The sequence below is a fragment of the Vibrio sp. 1557 genome (assembly GCF_033340175.1).
Taxonomy (GTDB): domain Bacteria; phylum Pseudomonadota; class Gammaproteobacteria; order Enterobacterales; family Vibrionaceae; genus Vibrio; species Vibrio alginolyticus.
Genome location: NZ_JAWOVZ010000004.1, coordinates 82,400 through 97,176 on the forward strand (window position 1 = coordinate 82,400; position 14,777 = coordinate 97,176).

Sequence of the window (14,777 nt, forward strand, 5' to 3'; positions counted from 1 at the left end):
GTGCGCTTTGTTATCTGAACTAAATCGGAAAAAATTGTGCAATAAAAAACGGAGCAGCTTGCTCCGTTTTTTATTGCATCCGAAAATCAGAGATTAACGAGCGCGGAAGACGATGCGGCCTTTTGACAGGTCGTATGGAGTCATCTCTACAGTTACTTTGTCACCCGTTAGGATACGGATGTAGTTCTTACGCATCTTGCCAGAGATGTGAGCAGTCACAACGTGACCGTTTTCAAGTTCAACACGGAACATAGTGTTTGGTAGAGTGTCAAGGACTGTGCCTTGCATCTCGATTACGTCTTCTTTAGCCATTTAATCCTCTTTAGAAATTAGGCAATATTAGCGGGCTATATTCTGCCGCTAAATAGTAATTATGTAAAGTTGAGGCGTATTCTACCCTCGCCAACGCTGATTTACTAGCCTTTGGTGGCGTTGAAAGCGTGTTTTGTAGCTCATTGCTGGGCACTCATCAATCTGATATCCCAAATATAGCCACTGTTGTTTGTTTTCTTGGCAGTATTTAATTTGATAAAGCACCGCTAATGTCCCAAGAGATAACTCGTAGTCAGGGTCAAAGAAAGTATAAAAAGCACTCGAGCATTGTGGCATCAAATCTGTCACTGCAATGGCGAGCAATTGATCTGATTCATCGTAAATGTGTAAAAACGACGTTGTCAGCCAGCTGGTTTGAGCAAATCGAGCAAACTCATCACGCTTTGGTGGGTACATAGTGCCGTTTTTATGCCGTTTGCAGATGTACCGACTGTAAAGCTCAAACCATTCCTCATCCATTTCAGGTTTCATTTCCCAGCGTAAAGACTGTGCTTTATTAAGCAGCCTCTTCTGACTTTTTGATAGTCTAACGTCTGGAATCGAGACTCGAATTGGCTGGCAAGCGGTGCAATGCTCGCAATGCGGTTTATATATGGTATCTCCGCTACGACGAAAACCGTTAGCCATGAGCAACTGGTAATTTTCTTCAGTATGCAGCCTTTCATCAAGCGCCACCGCAACCCGCTCTTGCCGTTCAGGCAAATAACTACAAGGGTGATTATTCGTCAACCCTATTCGAATATGTTGTATATCCGTACTCATACTGAATCCTGCAAAACTTGGGGCTGATAGGCATCAAATAGTGTTTGCTTTTCTCTTAAAGATAGTAGTTTTTGCATAAATTCGTCACGCTCAAGTTCAAATGCGCCAAGTGATGCCAAGTGAGAATTCATAACTTGGCAATCGATTAATTGACCTTGCTTTGACGCCAAATGGTTGCATAAGTACCACAATGCAATTTTGGATGCGTTATCTTTTAGACTAAACATCGACTCTCCGCAAAAAAGTTGGCCCACGCAAATGCCATATAGTCCGCCAATCAGGTTGTTGTCATGCCATACTTCTACAGAGTGACAGTGACCAAGTTTGGCTAACTCAATGTAGGAAGCTTGCATTTCCTCGTTGAGCCATGTTTCCTCTGCAGGGCGTGTTGAAGAACATAGTCTAATCACTTCTTCTGTCGCGAAATTGAGTGTTACTTTATAGTTATGTTTACGCTGAAATTTTTTGAGACTTTTAGATGGCTTAAACTGTAATGGGTCAAACACGGCGCGCGGAGAAGGGCTCCACCATAAAATAGGTTCACCAGGACCATACCAAGGGAAAATGCCTTGATAGTAACCATTGAGGATTCTCATGGGGTTTAAGTCACCACCAAAAGCCAGCAAACCATTGGGGTCGCTGAGTGCTTTATAGGGTGAGGGAAAGTTGAACGTTTCATCGAGTTCAGTTAAATAAATAGCCATAAGAAGTCGTTACCAACATTGGAGTCAGAGGAGTTTATGATGACCTGGTTAAGAAATATCGTAAAAGTATGGCTTGGGATCATACTGTTTTTACCACTTGTCGCCAACGCAGCCTATGAAAGAAATGTTGCCAAGCCAGTTAATGAAGTAGTTTACGGGAAGATTGACTCTGTCCGTTATATTACTCAACAAGAGGTTGTTCAATCGAAAAGTAACGGTTGGAAGACACTACTTGGTGCCACTATCGGTGGTTTAGTCGGTAATCAATTTGGTGGCGGTACGGGAAGAGAAGTCGCGACGGCAGTGGGTGCGCTTGCTGGTGCCGCAGTTGCTCAAAACCAAAGTAATTACCAATACACGGTTGAATATAAGTTAGTTGAGCTACTCATCAAAGTGAAGGGTGATAAGCTAATTAATGTCATCCAAGATGTTGATAAAAATATGTTATTTAGTCGAGGGGATGAAGTTCGTATTTTATATTTTGATGATGGAGTCAGGGTTGATATCACTTATTAACCCTAGGTTGTTTTAGTCTAACGAAGCCTAATCAGGCATGTACAGTCGGGCTGGCTTATAGTCAAATAAAGTCGAAATAGTTTGCTGTTTCGCCGTGCTTCTTTCGCTCTGATTTACATCGCTGGCAATGCCTTTAATTCTGTATCTTTAGGCTACTTGAGGATATTCATAAATTAGCGCCGATTTACTCTGGTTTTGTCGTGTTTTTTTGGGTAGTCTGAATTCACGAAGAATTGTTTAGCCCTCATAAAAATCGTATGTTGAGGGCACAAAGGATTATCAACTTTTAATGGAAAGCCTAACGTTACAACCTATCAATAAAATTCAAGGGGAAGTGAACCTTCCTGGCTCTAAAAGCGTTTCTAATCGAGCTCTTTTACTTGCTGCTCTTGCTAAAGGCAGAACTCGCCTTACTAATCTCCTCGACAGTGATGATATTCGTCATATGCTGAATGCGCTGACTAAACTAGGCGTTCAATACCAACTTTCCGAAGATAAAACAGAATGTCTCGTTGAAGGCCTTGGGCGTCCGTTTTCTGTCTCAGAGCCGGTAGAGTTATTTCTCGGCAATGCTGGCACTGCGATGCGACCATTAGCTGCGGCTCTTTGTCTTGGAGAAGGGGAGTATGTACTGACGGGCGAACCTCGTATGAAAGAGCGTCCAATTGGTCACCTTGTCACGGCACTGAAAGATGCTGGTGCGAACGTTGAGTACATGGAAAACGAGAACTTTCCACCTCTCAAAATAATTGGTACTGGCCTAAAAGCAGGTACAGTTTCTATCGATGGGTCCATTTCAAGTCAGTTCTTGACCGCTTTCTTAATGTCTGCGCCATTGGCTGAAGGTGAAATTCGCATCAACATCGAAGGCGATTTGGTTTCTAAGCCTTATATCGATATCACCCTGCATATTATGAAGCAGTTTGGGGTCGATGTGATCAACAACGACTATCAAGAGTTTGTGATTCCAGCCGGTCAGCAATACATCGCTCCAGGTGATTTCTTGGTTGAAGGTGACGCGTCTTCTGCTTCTTACTTCTTGGCGGCGGCAGCCATCAAAGGGGGAGAAGTTAAAGTAACGGGTATCGGTAAAAACAGCATTCAAGGTGATATTCAATTTGCTGATGCGCTTGAAAAAATGGGTGCAGAAATTGAATGGGGTGATGACTACGTAATTTCACGTGTTGGTCAATTAAAAGGCATTGATATGGATTACAACCATATCCCTGATGCTGCAATGACCATCGCGACAACAGCGTTATTTGCCGAAGGCACTACCGCTATTCGTAACGTTTATAACTGGCGTGTAAAAGAAACAGACCGTTTGTCAGCTATGGCGACTGAGTTACGTAAAGTTGGTGCGGAAGTGGAAGAAGGGGAAGACTACATCATCGTCAAACCTGTTTCTCAGTTAAAGCATGCAGCGATTGATACTTACGATGATCATCGTATGGCGATGTGTTTTTCGCTGGTGGCACTTAGTGATACGCCTGTGACGATTAACGATCCAAAGTGTACGTCGAAAACGTTCCCTGACTACTTCGACAAACTTAAGGCTTTAAGTTGCTAAACATTCTGACCTAAAACAGGAAAGCCAGAGTGAATAACACTCTGGCTTTTTTGTTTCCCAATACTATTTAACCAGCGTAAATTCCTTAGAAAGGTGATGCGCTAAGTATTTGAACATATTGAATACTGCAGTCGTATTTGAAGTTGGTAAACCTTTGTCATCAAGGAAGTATTCACCTTTAAAAACTAAAACACCTTCTTTTTCTTCTACGCTTGTTGCTCGCATCCCCTCGATGTAATCATCGTGCTCTTGGATGATTTGGTTAGCGATCAAAAGAAGGTCGAACTCTTCGATAAACGTTCTATCAGACATATTCTTTCTACCATCCTATTCAGTTAAGAACGCTGAGTATACCTACAACTAAAATGGGTTTGCATGATTAATTCAGTCAATCGTTCAGTAAGACTAAACAGATCAATTTTTAGAGTATAAGCATGATGCGGAGGAAGATGGCAGAGCATTGAACCAAACTATTTTGTGATGGGTAACAAAATTTATTGCATTGGATTAGCGGATGCTAAGTTTGCCTGTTTAGATATGCCGCTCAATACCTTTCAGAACCCTGTCTCTTTGAAGTATAAAGACGATGAATTGTCAACCAATCGGATCTGAATTTCAAAAAAGCAGTTGATCTTCTTTTCATCTCGCACAATAGTAAAAAAGAAGCAATGAAATAGAACATTATGCGGGTGGCCTTTAAACAAGGTTTCTACCCGCATTATTATGAAGGACGTTAGAGTCAGTTATGGGTAAATCACTCGTTATAGTGGAGTCACCAGCCAAGGCAAAGACGATAAATAAGTACCTTGGTAAAGACTTTATTGTTAAGTCTAGTGTTGGTCATGTGCGTGATCTGCCTACGGCCGGTCAAAGCACTGGTGAGAAAAAAGCCGCAGCCATCTCAACTAAAGGGATGAGTCCGGAAGAGAAAGCGCGCGTTAAAAAAGAGAAAGACCGCAAAGCGTTGATCAAAAAGATGGGGATTAACCCATATCATGACTGGGAAGCGAATTACCAAATCCTTCCAGGCAAAGAAAAAGTTGTCAACGAACTACAAAAACTCGCCAAAGACGCAGATTGCGTTTATCTCGCAACCGATTTGGACCGCGAAGGAGAAGCAATCGCATGGCACCTTCGTGAGATCATCGGTGGCGATGAAGAGCGATACAAACGTGTAGTTTTTAACGAAATTACGAAAAACGCGATCCAACAAGCTTTCCAGACACCTGGCGAGCTGAACATGGATGGTGTAAATGCCCAACAAGCACGTCGCTTCATGGACCGTGTCGTTGGTTTTATGGTTTCACCTTTACTTTGGAAAAAAGTGGCTCGTGGTTTATCTGCTGGTCGCGTGCAGTCTGTTGCGGTGAAACTGTTAGTTGAGCGCGAGCGTGAGATTAACGCGTTTGTACCAGAAGAATTCTGGGACATTCATGCGAATACGAAAACGAAAGACAAAGCGGACTTTAAACTGCTTGTTGCTCAGAAAGACGGTTCTGCGTTTAAGCCAGTTAATGAGGCAGAAACCAAAGCAGCGATGTCTGTACTTGAGAATGCAAGTTACGAAGTATGTAAGCGTGAAGACCGCCCTACAAAGAGCAAGCCCTCAGCACCTTACATCACCTCTACGCTTCAACAGGCAGCAAGTACACGTCTGGGCTACGGCGTGAAAAAGACCATGATGCTAGCTCAGCGCCTCTATGAGGCCGGTTACATCACTTATATGCGTACTGACTCGACTAACCTAAGTGCCGAGGCTGTGGACGCTGTACGTGACTTTATTGGTTCTGAGTTTGGTGATAAGTACCTACCAGCGAAACCATTGACGTACGGTAGCAAAGAAGGAGCACAGGAAGCGCACGAAGCGATCCGTCCTTCAAATGTGGGTGTTAAGGCGGAAGACCTGCAAGGTGTCGATGCTGATGCGCACAAACTTTACGCTTTGATTTGGAATCAGTTTGTAGCGTGTCAAATGACGCCAGCAGAATACGATTCAACAACCATTAGCGTAAAAGCGGCAGAATACACGCTTAAAGCGAAAGGCCGTATCCTTAAATTTGACGGCTGGACTCGTGTACAGCGTCCAATGGGCAAAAACGAGGATACAATCCTTCCAGCGGTACAACTTGGCGATAAGCTAAGCTTAGAGTCACTTGACCCTAAACAGCACTTTACAAAGCCACCTGCGCGCTACACTGAAGCAGCACTGGTTAAAGAGCTGGAGAAACGAGGCATTGGTCGTCCGTCGACTTACGCATCGATCATTTCTACGATTCAAGATCGTGGCTACGTGAAAGTTGATCAGCGCCGTTTCTACGCTGAAAAAATGGGTGAAATTGTTACTGACCGCCTTGATGACAGCTTTAACGATTTGATGAACTACGACTTTACTGCGCGTATGGAACAGAAATTGGACCAAATCGCTGAAGGTGAAGTGAACTGGAAAGCTGTGTTAGACAACTTCTTTGCTGATTTTACTGGCGATCTTGAAAAAGCGGAGCTAGATGAGTCAGAAGGCGGTATGAAGTTAAATCACATCGTCATGACGGATATCGAGTGTCCGACGTGTAGCCGTCCAATGGGCATCCGTACTGCTTCGACAGGTGTGTTCTTAGGCTGTTCAGGTTACGCGTTACCACCAAAAGAGCGTTGTAAGACAACCATCAACTTGGGTGACGAAGAAGGTATTATTAACGTTCTAGAAGAAGACGTTGAAACCGCAGCTCTGCGCGCTAAAAAGCGTTGTCCGATCTGTGAAACAGCGATGGACGCATACCTGATTGATGACAAGCGTAAGATGCATGTTTGTGGTAATAACCCGAATTGTGAAGGCTACCTTGTTGAATACGGCGAGTTCAAAGTAAAAGGCTACGATGGTCCAGTTGTTGAATGTGACAAATGTGGCTCTGATATGGTGCTTAAGAACGGTCGCTTTGGTAAATACATGGATTGTACGAGCGAAACGTGTAAGAACACTCGTAAGATCTTGAAGAATGGCGAAGTCGCGCCCCCGAAAGAAGATCCTGTTCATTTCCCCGAGTTGCCATGTGAAAACTCAGATGCGTATTTCGTACTTCGTGATGGTGCTTCAGGTCTATTTATGGCGGCAAGCAACTTCCCGAAATCGCGCGAGACACGTGCTCCTTTGGTTGCTGAACTGGCACGTTTTGAAGAGCGTTTACCTGAGAAGTTCAAATACCTAGCGACCGCACCGCAAGAAGATCCTGATGGTCGTCCTGCAGTTGTACGCTTTAGTCGCAAAACAAAAGAGAACTACGTTCGTTCGGAAGAGAATGGCAAACCATCTGGTTGGACAGCGCTCTTTGTTGACGGTAAGTGGGAAGTCACTGATAAGCGTAAAAAAGCGAAAGCATAAAAACGTACGATCTAAGTAATGTAAAAAGGCAGCGATATCGCTGCCTTTTTTGCGTTTTGTTTTTGCGTAAAGGCCACTGTGTTGTTCGTATAGATCTTTGCTGCTTTGACTGAGTTTTGCTGACGCGAGAAGATCCCAGTATCAATATTTCGTAGTCGCTGATGTATTTTTTATGTAAAAAATATTCGTTGTAACTTTCATTTTGCATTCACATATTTGTTATACATTGGGCTAAAAAATCGGCGGTGTAGTGAATCCGTTCGTAAATTGTTTTCACAATGTAATCGTTTGCTTTTCCATGTGTGATCTAGATATCGTCTTGAGTACGCAAGAGCTGTATGGTACACAGAATGGCGTATTAAAAATTGTAATTTAGAACCCGCTTAGATAATTTATTACAAAAATTAGTGCAACTGTGTGCATTGTTTGCGTCAAAAAATAAGGAAAGAGTGGACGTTGCATACTGGAAGTGCCGTAGCTTTTTTATCCGTGTTGTAAGAGTTCACAGAAACTCAGAGACGGTTGCTAAATGTATTCGCTTGACTCCCCGAGTATGACTCATTCAAGCGAGTACCAAATCCAAGCTATAACGATATGGAGAACAACAAATGGCTGGTGTTTTGGGAATGATTCTTGCTGGCGGTGAAGGCTCTCGTTTGAGACCTTTAACGGAATCTCGCAGTAAACCTTCGGTACCGTTTGGTGGTAGTTATCGATTGATCGATTTTGCTCTAAACAATTTTGTTAATGCGGATCTGATGCGCATTTACGTCCTAACCCAATTTAAATCTCAATCTTTATTCCATCACTTAAAAAAGGGGTGGAACATCAACGGCATTACAGACCGCTTTATCGATCCTATTCCCGCTCAAATGCGTACTGGTAAACGTTGGTACGAAGGGACGGCGGACGCGATCTATCAAAACCTGCGTTTTATGGAATTAGAGGAACCAGAGCAAGTTTGTATTTTTGGCTCTGACCATATCTATAAGATGGATATCAAACAAATGCTGAACTTCCACTCAGAAAAGCAGGCTTCTCTGACGGTATCTGCATTGCGCATGCCACTAAAAGAGGCGTCGCAATTTGGGGTTATCGAAGTGGATAGTGAAGGTCGTATGATTGGCTTTGAAGAAAAACCAGCAAATCCGAAGTCGATTCCTGGTGACCCTGATTACGCTTTAGTTTCAATGGGTAACTATGTTTTTGAAGCTCAGGTACTGTTCTCAGAGTTGGTCGAAGATGCGGATAATGAAGCTTCATCACATGATTTTGGAAAGGACATCATTCCAAAGATGTTCCCTAGAGGTGATGTGTTCGTGTATGACTTCAGTACCAACAAAATCAGTGGCGAAAAAGAAGAGGTGTACTGGCGTGATGTCGGAACTATTGATGCGTACTGGCAAGCGCATATGGATCTGCTAGAAAAAGATGCACCATTTTCGCTGTACAACCGTAAATGGCCATTGCACACCTACTACCCACCATTGCCACCTGCGACATTTACCGACTCTGATAATGGTCGTGTGCAGATAATCGATAGTTTAGTGTGTAATGGCAGCTATGTTAGAGGCTCAAGAATCGAAAAGTCGGTGCTTGGTTTTCGCAGTAATATTGCTTCTGCTTGCGATATCAGCGAATGTATACTTCTTGGTGACGTAAAAATTGGCGAAGGCTGTGTTTTACGTCGTGTGATTGTCGACAAGGATGCCGATATTGCTCCTGGTACTCAGATTGGTGTGAATCTTCAAGAAGATAAAAAACACTTCCACGTGTCTGAGGAGGGCATTGTTGTTATTCCGAAAGGAGCTCGAGTTGGCTACTAACAACTTATCTATTCTGTTTGTAGCTTCTGAGGTTGAAGGCCTCATTAAAAGTGGTGGCTTGGCAGATGTTGCCAAGGCACTACCGGAAGCCCTTCAAAACCTACAGCAAGACGTAAGAATTACCATCCCTGCGTACAGTAGTATTGATAAACTCGCAGACGCAGAAGTTGTATTAGAAACAGAATTAACATCATGGCCGCATACGGAGTATCGAGTTTTGCGGCTCATGTTAGGTCAAAATCCTGTTTACCTGATTGATTGTCCGCCGTATTTCAATCGACCATCAATGTATGCGGAGAACAACCAAGCGTATACTGATAACGGCGAGCGCTTTGCGTTTTTTAGTGCAGCATGTCTCGACATGTTACCCAAGCTCGCCTTTCAACCTAATATCATACACGCGAACGATTGGCACACAGGTCTTGTTCCATTTTTGCTCAAGCACAGGTATGGCAATGATCCGTTTTTTGCTCATACTAAAAGCGTCATTTCAATTCACAATGCGGTCTTTAAAGGCGTATTTAGTTATGAAGACGTGCAGTGTTTGCCAGAGTTTCATTGTAGAAACGTTCCCGATGCTGCGGTGAGTGCAACGCATATTACGATGCTCAAAGCTGGTGTAATGAATGCAGATAAGATAAACGCGGTCAGCCCTACGTACGCAGAGGAACTCAAAACAGAGCTTGGCAGTCATGGAATGGCTTGGGAGTTTCAGCAACGCGCGCAGGACTTAGTTGGTATTTTGAACGGTTGTGATTACAGTGCTTGGAACCCGGAAACGGATACTTACTTGCCAGTTAATTACTGCGCCGACCAGCAAAGTATGTCGCAAGGGAAGAAAGCTTGTAAAAAAGCATTACAACAACGACTAAATTTGCCCGAAAAAAATGTGGCTATGTTCGGTATGGTTTGTCGATTGACCCAGCAGAAAGGCGTTCATTACTTGTTGCCTGCTTTGGCCGATTTTTTGAAGCACGATGTTCAGCTAGTTGTCGTTGGGACCGGAGACCCTATTCTTGCCGCTCAGCTACGAGAGGTTGCCGCGCAGTTTTCTAGCAAATTTGCCTTTGTAGAAGCGTATGACAATGAACTTGCGCATATCGTTGAAGCTGGTTCTGATTTCTTCTTGATGCCTTCTGAGTTTGAACCATGTGGCTTAAACCAAATCTATAGTATGGCTTATGGGACATTACCGATAGTACGCGGTGTTGGTGGCTTAAAGGACAGCGTTAGCGATTATGATGTAAACCCATCTGAAGCAACGGGGTTTGTTTTTTTCGAACCGACACCGCAGGCATTGTTGTTAACGATGCTAAGGGCACTGTTGCTCTACGCTCAAAACGAGCCTGAAGTGAATAAAGTACAGTTGCACGCGATGCAACAAGACTTTTGTTGGCAAAAGGCCGCAGAATCTTATTTGCAGCTTTACCACTCAGCGTTAGTTTGACTTAAAATTGTAACGAAAGGCACCGAATGAGGTGCCTTTATTATCTTGAGTAAGGGGAGTGTGGTAGGATGGCTTTTTACTCAATAGCACGATCTTTTTGATACTCAATATGACTCAGCCGCTACTTTTTCATAAAACCTATTTGCACCCTACTAGTAATGAGTGGGTTGTATTTGTGCACGGTGCTGGTGGTAGCTCTTCTATCTGGTTCAAGCAAATTAAAGCTTACAAGCAACACTTTAACTTATTGCTGATCGATTTAAGAGGTCATGGAAAGTCAAATCAGTTACTTAAAGAGCTCATTGCTAACCGTTATACCTTTACGGAAGTTACCCAAGATATTTTGAAAGTATTGGACCATTTAAAGATCCAATCCGCTCATTTTGTCGGTATGTCGCTTGGTACTATTATTGTTCGAAACCTTGCTGAATTGTCATCAGAGCGCGTACGTTCGATGGTGCTCGGCGGTGCTGTCACAAGGCTTAACACTCGTTCTCAGATATTGGTGAAATTAGGTAATTTTTGTAAGCATATCCTACCGTACATGTGGCTCTACAAACTGTTCGCTTATATTGTTATGCCTCAAAGAAGCCAACGAGAATCTCGCCACCTTTTTATTCGCGAAGCCAAGAAGCTTTGCCAAAAAGAATTTAAACGTTGGTTTATTCTTGCTGCTGATGTAAATCCGTTAATGAAATATTTTAAAGATCGAGAGTTACCCATTCCGACTCTTTACTTAATGGGCGACAGGGATTACATGTTTATTAAACCTGTCAAAGAAATGGTTGCAGCGCATAAGCTCAGCATTCTACGAGAAATCCCGAATTGTGGTCATGTATGCAATGTAGAGCGTCCAGAAGACTTCAATCAACACTCCATCGAGTTTATTAAACAGCAAGCTGTATGTGCTTAAAACTGAGTGTATCCACTGAATAGGAGAGCCGCTATAGCTCTCCTAGTTGATATCCACATTGCCAACATGCACCAAATTGCCCTTCGTTTATTTCATGACATTTTGGGCATTGCCAATCTTGATACTCATGCCTATCGGATTGTTTTCGATATGCTTTTACTATTTCTTCAGCTTTCATCTTTTGTGCAGTGTCAAAAAGCCACACATAAGGATCGGTATCATCACCAAACGGCAGTTCTCCTTTTAAGCCGAAAATACCTTCTCCACGAACTTCACAGTAAATTTGTTCCACTTTAAGCAGCTCACATACAATGTGTGCTTCTGCTGGGTTTTTAGCGATAAATATTTTCATCAAAATACCCACTTCACCAATTACGAGTTTTGCTGACTTGGTGTCGGCCTTACTTTATTCATAACCCATTTAGTGATGATTGGAAATAGTCCCAATAGCGCAAAAGACGCTAATACTGCGGGTGAAACAATGCCCGATAGGCTTTCAATTGTTGCTAATTGAGTACCTGCATTCAGATATACGGCTGTGCCTGGCAGCATACCTATTTGGCTAGTGAGATAAAATCTACCTACAGACATCGGCGTTAAGCCCATCAGTAAGTTGATTAGAAAGAAAGGGAATACAGGGATTAGACGCAAGGAAAATAGATAAAAAGCTCCGTCTTTTTCGACACCTTGATTAATTGCGTTGAGTTTATTTCCGAATTTGTTTTGTACCCAGTCACGCAATAAGTATCGGCTGCTCAAGAAGGCCAGTGTTGCCCCCATAGTGCTAGCGAAAGAAACCAGTAGCAAGCTTGTCCAAAAACCAAATAAGGCTGCACCAAGTAAGGTGACTACTGCCGCTCCTGGGATAGAAAAAGCGGTAATTGCAATGTAGGTAAAAAAGTAAATCGCAGCCGAGAATACAAAATTCTGATCGATGTATGTAGTTAGTGCTTCTTGTTGGGCTTTTGCATTCTCTAAGGTTAAATACTGGCCAAAGTTAATACCTAAAAAGACGATAGCCGCTAGTAGGATGAGACCTAAAATCAGTTTCTTATTCATAATTTTGATTCCAATTTGGGATATATGTAATAAGACAGTAGGAAAACCGAAAAAATTTCACAAAAAAACCGCAGATTAGACTGCGGTTTTACAAGATAGTTTTTAGGCCGACTTTTATTGGAGGCCGTTCATCAACTCATCTCGGCGAGCTTGAGGTACCACACTCCAATGAGTGCCGTTGATAGCACCTTCTAGTGCCCATAGCAACTCAATGTTGACGGTTGCAGAGTGCGTATCTCTTATCGCTTTATAGGCGTTAAGCGCACCTTCCTCTTCAAGCTTCTCTACGGATTCGATGCCGGCTTTTTTTAGCATGCGCTCGGTAGCCAGTCGTAAGTTAGGCAAATCTTTCAAACGGTTAGGCTTTGTACTTGCTTGCTGTTCTTTCTCAAGCTTTGCCTTTTTCAATGATTGATTCGCTACTTCGATTAAGCGTTCGCTTGATTCCCATAAATCGCTGGAAATAGCGTAGTACTTTGTAACGACTGGGAAGCCACGTTTTTTATAAACGTAAGGCTTTAGCCCTTGTTTCTCGAAGTCAGATGAAGTTTTTTGGTCTGCTCTGATATGAAGCTGATTGTTTACCACTAGTGCAAACATTGTTTCATCAGCGAATAGTCCGAAGCCACCAAACATTGAGCGCGACTTGATATTACCAAGTGCCTCAAATAGCTTCATAGAGTCTTTGAGTATCGGTTTATCCATGTTTTGTTATCTCGGTGTAATTAATATTACGCCACCAAAAGTCAGGTCCGAGAGAGTAGCAAACATGCGTAAAAACAATGTCATTACAGAGTAAAGTCATTGCTTACACACTTGCCATCGGTAACCCCGCTACCTTCCATATCGTAATATGGTTCAGGCCGGAGGCTTTGCGTCCCACTCTTTCGAATGGTTTGCCCTGTGCGTGACACAATGAGCATACTTCTTATATTGAATTAACATCACGGTTTAGCGTTAAAAGTGTGATTTCGGTTCAATAAAAATGATAGATTGAATGCTCTATTTTGCATATGGAAAGGTGCAAATTGGCCTTTGAAAAGGAGTTCTTAATATATATTACATTTATATAAAACAGGGAGTTAACGTTAGTCAATTGTTATTAGAGTGGTGTGAAGTATTAGAGAATGCTTAATTTTTCCAAAAAAAATAAGCGCCCCTGTAGAGCGCTTATTTAACACGGTTAAATACAGTGAAATTTAGTTCATTTTTTTCACAGTATTTCGAATTACAAGCTCAGGTTGCATTTCGAAAATTCGTTTTTCGTGTTCTTTATCTTTGATACGCTCAAGTAGAATTTCGAATGCATTTTTACCAACACGACGTTTAGGTTGGTGGATAGTCGTTAGCGGTGGAGAGAAGTATTCCGCAAGCTCGATGTTGTCGTAGCCGATCACTGAAATATCTTCAGGAATTTTGATCCCGTTTTGTTGCAAGCGGCTCATTAGGCCTAGAGCCATTGTGTCGTTAAAACAGAATACCGCCGTCGGGCGCTTGTCCATTGCGGTAATTTTATCTGCAACTAATACGGCCGTATCACATTCAAAGTTACCTTCAAGGATCCAGTCTTCATTTACAGCTAGGTTCGCTTCGCTCATTGCGCGACGGAAACCTGCAATGCGCTCTTGGCAAGCAAGCTTTTCAAAATGACCGCTTAGACAAGCGATATCCGTATGACCATTGTCAATCAGATGTTTGGTTGCAATGTAGCCACCTTCTTCTGAGTTATCCATGATCTTGTCTGCTTGTGAGCTCTCTGGGCCCCAATCCATGACCACTTTAGGAATGTCCGCATGACGGTCAAGCATCTCTTTTAGTTCTTCGGTTAAGTCAGAACACATCACTAAGATGCCATCAACGCGCTTTTCAGCCAGCATACGAATGTAATCGCGTTGTTTTTCGTAAATCCCGCCTGTGTTACATAAAATCAGAGTATAGCCTTGGCGGTAACAGTAGCTCTCAACGCCATCAATCACTTCTGAGAAAAATAGGTTAGTTGATTGAGTTACTAACATGCCAATCGTACGAGTTGAGTTGCATTTTAGGCTGCGTGCAACGGCACTTGGCGCGTAATTCAGCTCGTCAACGGCTTTCATTACTTTTTCTTGCGTTGCTTCTGCAACGAAACGCGTTTTATTGATAACGTGCGAAACTGTCGTAGTGGAAACGCCGGCTAAGCGAGCAACGTCTTTTATCGTGGCCATAAATGGTGTCCTGTATCGAGCTACTGAAATATGTCGTATTGGATGTACCTGATGCTCTAATGGTTTC

At 42.8% G+C, this 14,777-nt stretch carries 14 protein-coding genes and 1 riboswitch; of the genes, 6 read left to right on the top strand and 8 right to left on the bottom strand.

Features of this window, described 5'->3' with window-relative positions; translation table 11 throughout:
* Positions 1–93: 93 nt before the first annotated feature.
* The 3 genes from infA to aat all read right to left on the bottom strand — a co-directional run bounded on the left by infA (position 94) and on the right by aat (position 1,799).
* The gene (infA, locus tag R7070_RS07540) at positions 94–312 is read right to left on the bottom strand and encodes a translation initiation factor IF-1 (protein ID WP_001040192.1); all 219 of its coding nucleotides are present in this window, start codon (positions 310–312) and stop codon (positions 94–96) included.
* Between the two features lie 81 nt (positions 313–393).
* Positions 394–1,095: an arginyltransferase gene (locus tag R7070_RS07545; protein ID WP_005378346.1), complete on the bottom strand. Its 702-nt coding sequence runs from the start codon at positions 1,093–1,095 to the stop codon at positions 394–396.
* Positions 1,092–1,799: a leucyl/phenylalanyl-tRNA--protein transferase gene (gene aat, locus R7070_RS07550; RefSeq protein WP_005387881.1), complete on the bottom strand. Its 708-nt coding sequence runs from the start codon at positions 1,797–1,799 to the stop codon at positions 1,092–1,094. The genes R7070_RS07545 and aat overlap by 4 nt, the downstream gene beginning before the upstream one ends.
* A gap of 39 nt (positions 1,800–1,838) precedes the next feature.
* On the opposite strand from aat, the gene R7070_RS07555 reads away from it, so the two are divergent.
* A complete protein-coding gene (locus tag R7070_RS07555; protein ID WP_005378348.1) occupies positions 1,839–2,315 on the top strand; it encodes a glycine zipper 2TM domain-containing protein in 477 nt (158 codons plus the stop codon).
* Between the two features lie 289 nt (positions 2,316–2,604).
* The gene (gene aroA / locus R7070_RS07560; protein WP_005387883.1) at positions 2,605–3,885 is read left to right on the top strand and encodes a 3-phosphoshikimate 1-carboxyvinyltransferase; all 1,281 of its coding nucleotides are present in this window, start codon (positions 2,605–2,607) and stop codon (positions 3,883–3,885) included.
* Between the two features lie 63 nt (positions 3,886–3,948).
* Here aroA and R7070_RS07565 read toward each other — a convergent pair whose 3' ends face one another.
* Positions 3,949–4,197 carry a YciN family protein gene (locus R7070_RS07565; protein ID WP_005387884.1) on the bottom strand — a complete coding sequence of 83 codons (249 nt, stop codon included), beginning with the start codon at positions 4,195–4,197 and terminating at the stop codon, positions 3,949–3,951.
* 433 nt (positions 4,198–4,630) lie between these two features.
* On the opposite strand from R7070_RS07565, the gene topA reads away from it, so the two are divergent.
* The 4 genes from topA to R7070_RS07585 all read left to right on the top strand — a co-directional run bounded on the left by topA (position 4,631) and on the right by R7070_RS07585 (position 11,447).
* Positions 4,631–7,261: a type I DNA topoisomerase gene (topA, locus tag R7070_RS07570; RefSeq protein ID WP_005378351.1), complete on the top strand. Its 2,631-nt coding sequence runs from the start codon at positions 4,631–4,633 to the stop codon at positions 7,259–7,261.
* A 608-nt stretch (positions 7,262–7,869) separates the two neighbouring features.
* Positions 7,870–9,087 carry a glucose-1-phosphate adenylyltransferase gene (gene glgC / locus R7070_RS07575; RefSeq protein ID WP_017634726.1) on the top strand — a complete coding sequence of 406 codons (1,218 nt, stop codon included), beginning with the start codon at positions 7,870–7,872 and terminating at the stop codon, positions 9,085–9,087.
* Positions 9,077–10,534 (top strand): glycogen synthase GlgA, encoded by a 1,458-nt coding sequence (glgA, locus tag R7070_RS07580; protein ID WP_033905051.1) that lies wholly within the window; start codon positions 9,077–9,079, stop codon positions 10,532–10,534. Before glgC ends, glgA begins: the two co-directional genes overlap by 11 nt.
* 109 nt (positions 10,535–10,643) lie before the next feature.
* The gene (locus tag R7070_RS07585; RefSeq protein ID WP_137281836.1) at positions 10,644–11,447 is read left to right on the top strand and encodes an alpha/beta fold hydrolase; all 804 of its coding nucleotides are present in this window, start codon (positions 10,644–10,646) and stop codon (positions 11,445–11,447) included.
* A 31-nt stretch (positions 11,448–11,478) separates the two neighbouring features.
* Here the strand turns inward: R7070_RS07585 and R7070_RS07590 are convergent, their stop codons facing one another.
* The 4 genes from R7070_RS07590 to purR all read right to left on the bottom strand — a co-directional run bounded on the left by R7070_RS07590 (position 11,479) and on the right by purR (position 14,710).
* Entirely contained in the window at positions 11,479–11,799 is a 321-nt protein-coding gene (locus R7070_RS07590) for a DUF2007 domain-containing protein (RefSeq protein ID WP_017820033.1), read from the bottom strand.
* Between the two features lie 20 nt (positions 11,800–11,819).
* Positions 11,820–12,506: a TVP38/TMEM64 family protein gene (locus R7070_RS07595; protein WP_005378366.1), complete on the bottom strand. Its 687-nt coding sequence runs from the start codon at positions 12,504–12,506 to the stop codon at positions 11,820–11,822.
* A 114-nt stretch (positions 12,507–12,620) separates the two neighbouring features.
* Positions 12,621–13,211 carry a TfoX/Sxy family DNA transformation protein gene (locus R7070_RS07600; RefSeq protein ID WP_005378367.1) on the bottom strand — a complete coding sequence of 197 codons (591 nt, stop codon included), beginning with the start codon at positions 13,209–13,211 and terminating at the stop codon, positions 12,621–12,623.
* A 116-nt stretch (positions 13,212–13,327) separates the two neighbouring features.
* Positions 13,328–13,417, bottom strand: a riboswitch (cyclic di-GMP riboswitch).
* Positions 13,418–13,705: 288 nt separating this feature from the next.
* Positions 13,706–14,710, bottom strand: coding sequence for an HTH-type transcriptional repressor PurR (purR, locus tag R7070_RS07605; RefSeq protein WP_005378368.1), 1,005 nt, complete (start codon positions 14,708–14,710; stop codon positions 13,706–13,708).
* Between the last annotated feature and the right edge of the window lie 67 nt (positions 14,711–14,777).